Raw genomic sequence first — 12,871 nt, 5'->3', positions numbered from 1 at the left:
GCCGTTATTTATCTATCCTTTTCTGACGCCATACATCTTTTGGCGCCAGGGAATACCTCTCTTTTTTGGTGGGTAAATAACGATGATATATCCTGATGTTTCCTGAAAATGCGTTTTGTCTATTCACTTTTGGCTTTCTGGCCAGGGGATGTTTTACACGTATTACGAGGGTGGTTTTTAAATTCTCATTATCTTCAGTTAGTTGTATTAAATGAACATGTTTTCCATACGTGATCATATAAGCCTGAAAAGTATAATTAAAACATCGTGGCTTAATAAAAGTAATAAATTTGCGTTAAGGGAAGGCTTTTATCATGCACACACAGACCATATTTGAATTAAGCCAGGAAGCTGAACGATTGTTACAGCTCGCTCTGAACAATCTTGATTCATTAAAATCTATGCCGATTGCAAAGCTGGATAGCACAGCCGCTGCGATGAGCGGCGTTAATAACAACGTTTTGCCGTTACATTTTAGCGCACGGGGTGTCGACGCTCAGCAGGCGATGCTGAATAACGAATTACGCAAAATAACCCGCCTCGAAATGGTGCTGGCGATTGTGGGTACCATGAAAGCGGGAAAATCGACCACCATTAATGCGATTGTGGGCACGGAAGTGCTGCCGAACCGCAATCGTCCGATGACGGCACTTCCCACGCTGATCCGCCATACGCCGGGCCAGAAGGAGCCGGTGCTGCATTTTTTGCACGTTTCGCCCATCGATACCCTGATTACCCAGTTGCAGAAAAAACTGTGTGATAAAGATCGCGGCAAGCTGGCGCGGCGTCTGGAAATCGACAAGGACATGAATACGCTGCTGGAGCGCATAGAAAGAGGTGAGGCGTTTGAAAAACATCACCTGGGCGCGGAGCCCATCTTTCATTGTCTGAAAAGCCTGAACGATCTGGTGCGGCTGTCTCAGGCGCTGGGCGTGGAGTTTCCGTTCTCTGAGTATGCCGCGATAGAACATATTCCGGTGATTGAGGTGGAGTTTGTGCATCTCGCCGGTCTGGATGCGCACCTGGGGCAACTGACGCTGCTCGACACGCCGGGGCCGAACGAGGCCGGTCAGCCGCACCTGCAAAAAATGCTCAGCGAGCAGCTGGCGCGCGCCTCCGCCGTGCTGGCGGTGATGGACTATACACAGCTTAAATCTATTTCTGATGCGGAGGTTCGTCAGGCAATTTCGGCTGCCGGGAAATCCGTACCGCTTTACGCCCTGGTCAACAAATTCGATCAGAAAGATCGTAACAGCGACGATGAAGAGCAGGTGCGGGCGATGATTTCCGGCACGCTGATGAAAGGAAATATTTCTCCGGGGCAAATTTATCCGGTCTCTTCTATGTGGGCCTATCTGGCAAACCGCGCCCGCTATGAGATGAACGTTCATGGGCGCCTTCCCGATCATCAGGATCAGCGTTGGGTACAGGATTTTGCCGAGGCCGCGCTGGGCCGCCGCTGGCGAACGGCCGACCTGGACGATATTGACCATATTCGCCATGCGGCGGATCTGCTGTGGGAGGATTCGCTGTTCGAACAGCCCATCCGCAAACTGATTTACGCGGCTTACGCCAACGCCTCGCTGTTCGCTTTGCGGTCGGCATCGCATAAGCTGCTGAACTATGCGCAAAATGCCAGAGAATACCTGGATTTTCGCCATCAGGGACTGACGGTCGCTTTTGATGAGCTGGAGCTGAATATTGCGCGCCTGGAAGAGGATATGACGATGCTGCGTCAGCGGCAGAGCGTGGTGAGCGATGAGGTCCAGCATGAAGTTGAAGAGGCGCTTAACGCAACGGATGCATTCCTGCTTCGCCAGAAAGGTGAACTTCACCAGGCGCTGGGCGACATTTTTAGCCGCCCGTCTATTCTTGATTTAGCAGGGCGCGAGCCATCCAGTTTGCGTGCAGACGACGCGGATGCGATCCAGCAGCTGGTGCTTGACGATGAAGGGCAGGCGCAGATTGTCCTGAGCAAGATTCGATCGTCATGCGAGCAGATTATGCTGAATGCGCAGAGCAGAATTGGCCGGGAGCTGGCGTTACGCTTCGATCAGCTGGAGTCTACGCTTGCCCGATCGTTGAATGAGGCGATGCGCCCTATCGAGACGCGAATCAAGGAACAGCTCAGTCATGCCGGATTTCGGGCGCGGATTAGCTTCCCGGCGTTTCAGGCAAACCAGCTTAATTTCAATACGCGCGGCTTATTTAATGATGCCATTGTGCAGGACACCCCTCCCGCCAGTCAGCCAGCCGGGGCAGGCAGCGTACGTAATACCGTCTCGCGCTGGCTCAATAATCCCGGCTGGGGCTGGGAAGAGTATGTCGTGACGCGCACACGCTATGTCATCGACATCGTTCAGCTTCATGGCAAATTTACGCAACATATCGATCAGTTTTGCGATCAAATACGTAAAGCTTTGGCCGCGCAGGTCGATGTCTCTGTTACGGCAGGTATGGCAACGTTCTTTGCAGAGTTTTCGTTGTGCCTGACCGGGTTACAGGAAAGCTTGCGTGATAGCCTTGCCGTGCGGCAGCAGAATGAACATTCAACCCGGGCGCTTAGCCAGTTGTTGAAGCAAAGTATGACTACTGCGGCGTGGATTCAGGAAGATACCCGACTGTTACGCGATGATATTCAAACCTTATTCGCGGCAGAGCAACCATGACAACACAGCTACTGGACGGTCCCGGGCGGACGCTGGAGTGTATTCATCCAAAATTTATGGTCGATTTGGTCCAGGGGGCGGATGCTGCACGTCACTCCCTCCTGGGGCCACAGCAACTGCAATTTCGTGAGCGTTTGACGCAGGAGATCATTACGCAGACCCGGCTGCGGCCGTGGGCAATGGCGGGAATGCTCAACGAAAATGCAGCGCTGCGGCTGGGTCTGGCGGAGAAACTGGCCGGTATGCTCGACCCCGGACACCTTGCGCTGACCCGTATGTCCGACAGGCTGGTAGCCCTGCGCCAGCAGGTGAATCCACGCCTCCCTCAACCGCCCGGATTGTTGCAACAGTACGAGGAGCTCTCCGCACATTTCAACCAGCGTGCCGCCTATAAAGAGAAAGCGCTCGCGCAGCGCGGCCTTACGGTTCAGGCGGGTGAGCACAGCGAGCAAATTTTTACCCGCTGGCGAGCCGGGCAGTATGACGGCTGGTCGCTGGCTGGCCGCTGCTTTATCGTGCTGGAAGAGTTGCGCTGGGGGGCGTTTGGCGATGCCTGTCGTCTGGCGAATAGCGATGTGGCGGCCATGCTGAAAGATAATCTGCGCAGCATGGCCGCAAACTATCTGGCACAGGGAATTAATGCTTCTCCCACCACCCGGCATTTTTACCATCAGTGGCTGACGACGCCCGCTTCTCCCGGTCTGATTGATTATAAAGATATGCTGGGCTGGCTGGGGGACTGGTGTCAGGCGGATAAACATCCGGTGAGCTGGTCAGTGACGCAGAGCTGGCAAACGGTCGCGCTGGGGATGCCGAGACTCTGTTCGGCAAAACGGCTGGTGGATGGCATGGTGGAAGAGATATTTGGTACGTGATTGCCCCCTCTTTTTAAGGAGGGGGCGAAAGGGTTAGTGGTGCATTTCTACCGCTTCAGGTTCTGTCCGGGACTCAGGCACATGCCCAAAGCGTCTGGCGTACAGTGCCGTGATGACAGGGACCAGAATTGCCGTCACAATCACGCTGGCGGCAACCAGAGCCGTGGCGGAAGCGGCCACGGGTTCAAAGGCCGGGTTAATCTGGGCAATAATTACCGGGTTGGCTACCGCAGCGCCTGCGGCCGAAGAGGCGGCCACGCCCGCGGTTCCGTTGCCGCCCCCGATGACGCGGTCTGCAATAATCAGTGGAATACCCGTGATGACGATGACGGCAACACCCAGCACAATGCCCAGCAGGCCGGTTTCCAGAATCACGTTCAGGTTGATGGTATTGCCCAACGCGAAGCCGAAGAACGGGATCAGTACCGGGGTGGCTTTGCTGAAGAAATCACGCAGATCGTGATCGAGGTTGCCCAGCGCAAAACCAATCAGGAACGGCAGGATCGCCCCGACAAAATGGTGTGGTTCAAAAGAGGCAAGGCCGGCAGAACCCAGAATCAACATCGTCATCAGCGGACCCGACTCCAGGGACATCAGCACGAACGCGCCCGATTCTTCTTTGGTGCCATATTGATTCATCAGGCTGGCATAGAGACCGCCGTTGGTCATATCCATTGCTGAGACTATGGCCAGAACAGATAATCCGGCGAAGAAGCCGGTCTGAATTCCATTCTCCGGAATGAACATCGCACAGATCATGGCAACAACCCAGGCGACCGCAATTTTAGTAATGACCAGCGTCCCTGATTTACGTAATACCGTACCTGTTGCACGCAAGTTAATAGATGCGCCGATGCAAAAGAACCAGACTGCCAGAATCGGTACCGTTCCGGTAATCATACCTTTTGTAAAACCGCCAAAATAAGCACCGGTATTCGGGGCTAGCGTATTTAATATCGCGCCAAGTACCAGCGGGACCAGCATCATCCCGCCCGGGATGCGTTCTATTGTTGCTTTAATCTTCATCATTAACCCTCACATCTCGTCCGCATGGCTGGCGGAAAGCTCAAAAAATAGATCAACAAATTCAAACGATTGCCTTTTTTGGGACCAATCGATTCGTTATTTATGCTGTAGAGCGAAATTCAGGTGTTCAGCATTCCTTCATTTGAAAGCTGCTGGGATATCGTGTTCGGATTTATCATGCGATCTTTGGAATTGTGATTCAACGAAAATAAAACGCTGTTTTAGTTATCTTCGTCACATATTGAATGTAAACAGGATTGCCCACTGTTAATAATTGAATTTTGTGTAAATTCGCTGTGAAAAAATGTGCTTGCATTTTGTTTGGGGAGGAATAATAACGGGCGTTAAGATCTGTTTGATAAGGGGGTTTAGAATGACCTTATTTATCGTGAATTGACAAAAGCTGAAGGCAACTTACGAACAGGAAAAATAAGTGTGAAGTTGATCACATATATAAACGCTGGTAGGGTAAAAAGGTCTTTAACTGCCCAGACAGGCGTCAACAGGTTCGGTTGTATTGAGGTAAAACGTCAATGTAAGTAAACCTGCTACGCTTGAATAAGGAGATTCGCATGGAGCGGATCTCTGGTTCACAGCTTGCAAAATGCGCTGTGAAACGGACGGGGCTGAGTCTACGAGGAAAGCTATGCTTAGAAGGAAAAAAGTAAAACCCATCACGCTGCGCGATGTCACCATTATTGATGACGCGAAACTGCGCAAAGCGATTACAGCGGCCTCGCTCGGTAATGCGATGGAGTGGTTCGATTTTGGTGTTTACGGCTTTGTGGCCTATGCACTTGGTAAAGTGTTCTTCCCTGGTGCCGATCCCAGCTTGCAGATGATTGCTGCGCTGGGTACGTTCTCCGTTCCCTTCCTGATTCGTCCTCTCGGTGGCCTTTTCTTCGGCATGCTGGGTGATAAATATGGTCGCCAGAAGATCCTGGCTATTACCATTGTCATCATGTCGATAAGTACATTCTGTATCGGCCTTATTCCGTCGTATGCAACTATTGGTATATGGGCGCCGATTCTGCTGTTGATCTGTAAGATGGCGCAGGGCTTCTCCGTTGGTGGCGAATATACCGGCGCATCGATTTTTGTCGCTGAATATTCTCCGGACCGTAAACGTGGCTTTATGGGCAGCTGGCTGGACTTTGGTTCGATTGCCGGTTTTGTCATGGGCGCGGGGGTTGTGGTTCTGATCTCAACCGTAGTGGGTGAAGAGAACTTCCTTGACTGGGGCTGGCGTATTCCGTTCTTCCTGGCGCTGCCGCTGGGCATCATTGGGCTTTATCTGCGTCACGCCCTGGAAGAGACGCCTGCGTTCCAGCAGCACGTTGAAAAGCTGGAGCAGGGTGACCGTGAAGGATTACAGGATGGCCCGAAAGTGTCGTTCAAGGAGATTGCGACCAAACACTGGCGCAGCCTGCTGACCTGTATTGGTCTGGTGATTTCCACCAACGTGACCTATTACATGCTGTTGACCTACATGCCGAGCTACCTGTCGCATAATCTGCACTACTCGGAAGACCACGGTGTGCTGATTATTATCGCCATCATGGTGGGTATGCTGTTTGTGCAGCCGATTATGGGTCTGCTGAGCGACCGCTTTGGCCGTAAGCCATTCATTATTCTCGGCAGCGTCGCCCTGTTCGCACTGGCAATCCCGGCCTTTATTCTGATTAATAGCAATGTGCTGGGGCTGATTTTCGCCGGTCTGCTGATGCTGGCGGTGATCCTCAACTGCTTCATCGGGGTGATGGCTTCTACGCTGCCGGCAATGTTCCCGACGCATATTCGCTACAGTGCGCTGGCGGCAGCCTTTAATATCTCCGTTCTGATTGCGGGCCTGACGCCGACGCTTGCTGCTTCACTGGTGGAGAGCACGCAGAACCTGATGATGCCTGCTTACTATCTGATGGTCATTGCGGTGATCGGCCTGATTACCGGTATTACCATGAAGGAGACGGCGAATCGTCCGTTGAAAGGGGCAACGCCTGCGGCGTCTGATATTCAGGAAGCGAAAGAGATCCTGCGTGAGCACTACGATAATGTAGAGCAGAAGATTGAAGATATTGACGCAGAGATTGAGGCGCTCCAGACAAAACGCTCTCGCCTTGTCGATCAGCATCCGCGAATTAACGAGTGATAAAAAAACCCGCCGCTGGCGGGTTTTCTTTTATTAGCATCCTGCGGCAATATAGTCGCCGCCGGCGCTGACGGGGATCACCGTCAGGAACAGGATCATCGCGAACAGTATCAGAACAACCCCTCCGGCAATTTTGACCATCGGCATTACCCAGTTCAGGGACGTGCCGCCGCCAAACCAGGTTACTGTGCGTTCACGCGCGTAACGTACTGCCAGCGACAGCCCCATAATCGACAGCGCCGTGCCCAGCGACATTGTCATCACAGCAGCAATCCCCCAGCTAATAATACCGAGCGCATTCGAGAACATCAGGATCATAATTGCCCCGCTGCACGGGCGTGCGCCAATGGCCAGCACCACGCCCAGACGGGTTTTCCAGTCGCTTTTAGTCAGATCCACCCCTACGCCGTGACGGCCGCAGCCACAGCGTTCATTATGCTGGTGAAGCGGCTTGATGGCGCTAATCGCCATTTTGCGCGGACGCAGGCTGCTGAGCGCCTGATAAATGATAAACGCACCGAAGACGGCAATCAGCACGGCGCTGATTTTCTCGACGTACCAACGGCTGGTGCTGATATCTCCTGACGCGAGGTTCAATCCAACCGCCAGGATAAAGACAAAGACGATCGCGCTGACGCCCTGCATCATGCTACCGATAAACGGTACGACGCGCGCCGCGAGCTGGCTCTCTTTATTGGTGGTGAGATACGTGGTGACGATAAATTTGCCGTGCCCAGGTCCAACGGCATGGAGTACACCATAAAGAAACGCACCGGTTAACAACCATAGCCCACCGCTGTACTGATGATTATTAAGTTGCAGCAGATACATCACCAGATATCGGTGCAGGGTGATCTGGGTGGCGAGGCACCACTGAATAAAAGCATTCCAGTGCGTATGCAGTGCAAAACCTGCCATAAGTAACACCAGCACGGCGAGCCCGGCGGTTGGGATACGCCAGTCACGTTGAAGTCGTTGTGTCGTCATGAGGTTGGCCCGCGAGAGAAATATTTGCCGCTAGTATAGTGTTCAAATCGCTGGATCACACCGGGATCGTCAATAGATTGTGGATAAGTCTGTGTGTAAAAAGGTATAAGGCGGGGTTTTGCTGTGGAATGCAGCAGTCAGTCATTTTTCTGTCATTTAGCGGTTGCGGCCTGCGGAGAACTCCCTATAATGCGCCTCCATCGACACGGCGGATGTGAATCACTTCACAGATAACCCGGTCGGTTGAAGAGAAAAAATCCTGAAAATCAGGGTTGACTCTGAAAGAGGAAAGCGTAATATACGCCACCTCGCGACAGAGCGCTGAAGCGCGTCGCAACTGCTCTTTAACAATTTATCAGACAATCTGTGTGGGCACTCAAAGTGACATGGATTCTTAATGTCCTCGGACACTAAATGAATACCAAGTCTCAACGAGTGAACACGTAATTCATTACGAAGTTTAATTCATTGAGCATCAAACTTTTAAATTGAAGAGTTTGATCATGGCTCAGATTGAACGCTGGCGGCAGGCCTAACACATGCAAGTCGAACGGTAACAGGAAGCAGCTTGCTGCTTCGCTGACGAGTGGCGGACGGGTGAGTAATGTCTGGGAAACTGCCTGATGGAGGGGGATAACTACTGGAAACGGTAGCTAATACCGCATAACGTCGCAAGACCAAAGAGGGGGACCTTCGGGCCTCTTGCCATCGGATGTGCCCAGATGGGATTAGCTAGTAGGTGGGGTAACGGCTCACCTAGGCGACGATCCCTAGCTGGTCTGAGAGGATGACCAGCCACACTGGAACTGAGACACGGTCCAGACTCCTACGGGAGGCAGCAGTGGGGAATATTGCACAATGGGCGCAAGCCTGATGCAGCCATGCCGCGTGTATGAAGAAGGCCTTCGGGTTGTAAAGTACTTTCAGCGGGGAGGAAGGCGATAAGGTTAATAACCTTGTCGATTGACGTTACCCGCAGAAGAAGCACCGGCTAACTCCGTGCCAGCAGCCGCGGTAATACGGAGGGTGCAAGCGTTAATCGGAATTACTGGGCGTAAAGCGCACGCAGGCGGTCTGTCAAGTCGGATGTGAAATCCCCGGGCTCAACCTGGGAACTGCATTCGAAACTGGCAGGCTAGAGTCTTGTAGAGGGGGGTAGAATTCCAGGTGTAGCGGTGAAATGCGTAGAGATCTGGAGGAATACCGGTGGCGAAGGCGGCCCCCTGGACAAAGACTGACGCTCAGGTGCGAAAGCGTGGGGAGCAAACAGGATTAGATACCCTGGTAGTCCACGCCGTAAACGATGTCGACTTGGAGGTTGTGCCCTTGAGGCGTGGCTTCCGGAGCTAACGCGTTAAGTCGACCGCCTGGGGAGTACGGCCGCAAGGTTAAAACTCAAATGAATTGACGGGGGCCCGCACAAGCGGTGGAGCATGTGGTTTAATTCGATGCAACGCGAAGAACCTTACCTACTCTTGACATCCAGAGAACTTTCCAGAGATGGATTGGTGCCTTCGGGAACTCTGAGACAGGTGCTGCATGGCTGTCGTCAGCTCGTGTTGTGAAATGTTGGGTTAAGTCCCGCAACGAGCGCAACCCTTATCCTTTGTTGCCAGCGGTCCGGCCGGGAACTCAAAGGAGACTGCCAGTGATAAACTGGAGGAAGGTGGGGATGACGTCAAGTCATCATGGCCCTTACGAGTAGGGCTACACACGTGCTACAATGGCGCATACAAAGAGAAGCGACCTCGCGAGAGCAAGCGGACCTCATAAAGTGCGTCGTAGTCCGGATTGGAGTCTGCAACTCGACTCCATGAAGTCGGAATCGCTAGTAATCGTGGATCAGAATGCCACGGTGAATACGTTCCCGGGCCTTGTACACACCGCCCGTCACACCATGGGAGTGGGTTGCAAAAGAAGTAGGTAGCTTAACCTTCGGGAGGGCGCTTACCACTTTGTGATTCATGACTGGGGTGAAGTCGTAACAAGGTAACCGTAGGGGAACCTGCGGTTGGATCACCTCCTTACCTTAAAGAACCTGCCTTTGCAGTGCTCACACAGATTGTCTGATGAAAAGTAAATAGCAAGGCGTCTTGCGATTGAGACTGTACGTCCCCTTCGTCTAGAGGCCCAGGACACCGCCCTTTCACGGCGGTAACAGGGGTTCGAATCCCCTAGGGGACGCCACTTGCTGGTTCGTGAGTGAAAGTCACCTGCCGTCATATCTCAAAACTGACTTGCGAGTCATGTTTGAGATATTTGCTCTTTAAAAATCTGGATCAAGCTGAAAATTGAAACGACACACAGCTCATGTGTGTTCGAGTCTCTCAAATTTTCGCAATCAGAAGTGAAACATCTTCGGGTTGTGAGGTTAAGCGACTAAGCGTACACGGTGGATGCCCTGGCAGTCAGAGGCGATGAAGGACGTGCTAATCTGCGAAAAGCGCCGGCGAGGTGATATGAACCCTTGACCCGGCGATGTCCGAATGGGGAAACCCAGTGTGATTCGTCACACTATCGTTAACTGAATACATAGGTTAACGAGGCGAACCGGGGGAACTGAAACATCTAAGTACCCCGAGGAAAAGAAATCAACCGAGATTCCCCCAGTAGCGGCGAGCGAACGGGGAGCAGCCCGGAGTCTGAATCAGCTTGTGTGTTAGTGGAACGGTCTGGAAAGTCCGACGGTACAGGGTGATAGTCCCGTACACGAAAGCACACATGCTGTGAACTCGAAGAGTAGGGCGGGACACGTGGTATCCTGTCTGAATATGGGGGGACCATCCTCCAAGGCTAAATACTCCTGACTGACCGATAGTGAACCAGTACCGTGAGGGAAAGGCGAAAAGAACCCCGGCGAGGGGAGTGAAAAAGAACCTGAAACCGTGTACGTACAAGCAGTGGGAGCCTCTTTATGGGGTGACTGCGTACCTTTTGTATAATGGGTCAGCGACTTATATTCTGTAGCAAGGTTAACCGTATAGGGGAGCCGAAGGGAAACCGAGTCTTAACTGGGCGTTAAGTTGCAGGGTATAGACCCGAAACCCGGTGATCTAGCCATGGGCAGGTTGAAGGTTGGGTAACACTAACTGGAGGACCGAACCGACTAATGTTGAAAAATTAGCGGATGACCTGTGGCTGGGGGTGAAAGGCCAATCAAACCGGGAGATAGCTGGTTCTCCCCGAAAGCTATTTAGGTAGCGCCTCGTGAACTCATCTTCGGGGGTAGAGCACTGTTTCGGCTAGGGGGCCATCCCGGCTTACCAACCCGATGCAAACTACGAATACCGAAGAATGTTATCACGGGAGACACACGGCGGGTGCTAACGTCCGTCGTGAAGAGGGAAACAACCCAGACCGCCAGCTAAGGTCCCAAAGTCATGGTTAAGTGGGAAACGATGTGGGAAGGCACAGACAGCCAGGATGTTGGCTTAGAAGCAGCCATCATTTAAAGAAAGCGTAATAGCTCACTGGTCGAGTCGGCCTGCGCGGAAGATGTAACGGGGCTAAACCATGCACCGAAGCTGCGGCAGCGACACTATGTGTTGTTGGGTAGGGGAGCGTTCTGTAAGCCGTTGAAGGTGTGCTGTGAGGCATGCTGGAGGTATCAGAAGTGCGAATGCTGACATAAGTAACGATAAAGCGGGTGAAAAGCCCGCTCGCCGGAAGACCAAGGGTTCCTGTCCAACGTTAATCGGGGCAGGGTGAGTCGACCCCTAAGGCGAGGCCGAAAGGCGTAGTCGATGGGAAACAGGTTAATATTCCTGTACTTGGTGTTACTGCGAAGGGGGGACGGAGAAGGCTATGTCAGCCGGGCGACGGTTGTCCCGGTTTAAGCATGTAGGCGGAGGTTCCAGGTAAATCCGGTACCTTATTAACGCTGAGGTGTGATGACGAGGCACTACGGTGCTGAAGTGATAAATGCCCTGCTTCCAGGAAAAGCCTCTAAGCATCAGGTAACACGAAATCGTACCCCAAACCGACACAGGTGGTCAGGTAGAGAATACCAAGGCGCTTGAGAGAACTCGGGTGAAGGAACTAGGCAAAATGGTGCCGTAACTTCGGGAGAAGGCACGCTGATGTGTAGGTGAAGCCCCTGCGGGCGGAGCTGAAATCAGTCGAAGATACCAGCTGGCTGCAACTGTTTATTAAAAACACAGCACTGTGCAAACACGAAAGTGGACGTATACGGTGTGACGCCTGCCCGGTGCCGGAAGGTTAATTGATGGGGTTAGCTGTAAGGCGAAGCTCTTGATCGAAGCCCCGGTAAACGGCGGCCGTAACTATAACGGTCCTAAGGTAGCGAAATTCCTTGTCGGGTAAGTTCCGACCTGCACGAATGGCGTAATGATGGCCAGGCTGTCTCCACCCGAGACTCAGTGAAATTGAACTCGCTGTGAAGATGCAGTGTACCCGCGGCAAGACGGAAAGACCCCGTGAACCTTTACTATAGCTTGACACTGAACACTGGTCCTTGATGTGTAGGATAGGTGGGAGGCTTTGAAGCGTGGACGCCAGTCTGCGTGGAGCCAACCTTGAAATACCACCCTTTAATGGCTGGTGTTCTAACGTGGACCCGTTATCCGGGTTGCGGACAGTGTCTGGTGGGTAGTTTGACTGGGGCGGTCTCCTCCCAAAGAGTAACGGAGGAGCACGAAGGTTGGCTAATCCTGGTCGGACATCAGGAGGTTAGTGCAATGGCATAAGCCAGCTTGACTGCGAGCGTGACGGCGCGAGCAGGTGCGAAAGCAGGTCATAGTGATCCGGTGGTTCTGAATGGAAGGGCCATCGCTCAACGGATAAAAGGTACTCCGGGGATAACAGGCTGATACCGCCCAAGAGTTCATATCGACGGCGGTGTTTGGCACCTCGATGTCGGCTCATCACATCCTGGGGCTGAAGTAGGTCCCAAGGGTATGGCTGTTCGCCATTTAAAGTGGTACGCGAGCTGGGTTTAGAACGTCGTGAGACAGTTCGGTCCCTATCTGCCGTGGGCGCTGGAGAATTGAGGGGGGCTGCTCCTAGTACGAGAGGACCGGAGTGGACGCATCACTGGTGTTCGGGTTGTCATGCCAATGGCACTGCCCGGTAGCTAAATGCGGAAGAGATAAGTGCTGAAAGCATCTAAGCACGAAACTTGCCCCGAGATGAGTTCTCCCTGAGAC

5 protein-coding genes, 1 tRNA gene and 2 rRNA genes are annotated in these 12,871 nt (G+C 52.8%); 6 read left to right on the top strand and 2 right to left on the bottom strand.

Annotated features, from left to right (window positions below; all coding sequences use genetic code 11):
• Positions 1 to 314 precede the first annotated feature (314 nt).
• Positions 315 to 2,669, top strand: a complete 2,355-nt coding sequence (crfC, locus tag SK58_RS00045) for a clamp-binding protein CrfC (protein ID WP_023302944.1) — start codon at positions 315 to 317, stop codon at positions 2,667 to 2,669.
• Positions 2,666 to 3,544 carry a diguanylate cyclase regulator RdcB family protein gene (locus SK58_RS00040; protein WP_023295782.1) on the top strand — a complete coding sequence of 293 codons (879 nt, stop codon included), beginning with the start codon at positions 2,666 to 2,668 and terminating at the stop codon, positions 3,542 to 3,544. Before crfC ends, SK58_RS00040 begins: the two co-directional genes overlap by 4 nt.
• 33 nt (positions 3,545 to 3,577) lie before the next feature.
• On the opposite strand, the gene kdgT is transcribed toward SK58_RS00040, so the two are convergent.
• Positions 3,578 to 4,570, bottom strand: coding sequence for a 2-keto-3-deoxygluconate transporter (kdgT, locus tag SK58_RS00035; RefSeq protein WP_017382657.1), 993 nt, complete (start codon positions 4,568 to 4,570; stop codon positions 3,578 to 3,580).
• A 646-nt stretch (positions 4,571 to 5,216) separates the two neighbouring features.
• Between kdgT and proP the strand changes: the two genes are divergently transcribed.
• Complete coding sequence (gene proP, locus SK58_RS00030) at positions 5,217 to 6,719, top strand: glycine betaine/L-proline transporter ProP (RefSeq protein ID WP_015570231.1); 1,503 nt, start codon at positions 5,217 to 5,219, stop codon at positions 6,717 to 6,719.
• 33 nt (positions 6,720 to 6,752) lie between these two features.
• Here proP and SK58_RS00025 read toward each other — a convergent pair whose 3' ends face one another.
• Entirely contained in the window at positions 6,753 to 7,706 is a 954-nt protein-coding gene (locus tag SK58_RS00025; RefSeq protein WP_032105089.1) for a nickel/cobalt transporter, read from the bottom strand.
• A gap of 485 nt (positions 7,707 to 8,191) precedes the next feature.
• On the opposite strand from SK58_RS00025, the gene SK58_RS00015 reads away from it, so the two are divergent.
• The 3 genes from SK58_RS00015 to SK58_RS00005 form a co-directional block, all read left to right on the top strand.
• A 16S ribosomal RNA gene (locus tag SK58_RS00015) occupies positions 8,192 to 9,733 on the top strand.
• Between the two features lie 84 nt (positions 9,734 to 9,817).
• Positions 9,818 to 9,893 (top strand) — tRNA-Glu (locus tag SK58_RS00010).
• A 182-nt stretch (positions 9,894 to 10,075) separates the two neighbouring features.
• Positions 10,076 to 12,871: ribosomal RNA gene (locus SK58_RS00005) — 23S ribosomal RNA — on the top strand; the annotation flags it as partial.

The organism is Enterobacter sp. BIDMC93 (assembly GCF_001037805.1).
Taxonomy (GTDB): domain Bacteria; phylum Pseudomonadota; class Gammaproteobacteria; order Enterobacterales; family Enterobacteriaceae; genus Enterobacter; species Enterobacter hormaechei_C.
This window is presented reverse-complemented; position numbering and strand designations above follow the sequence as displayed.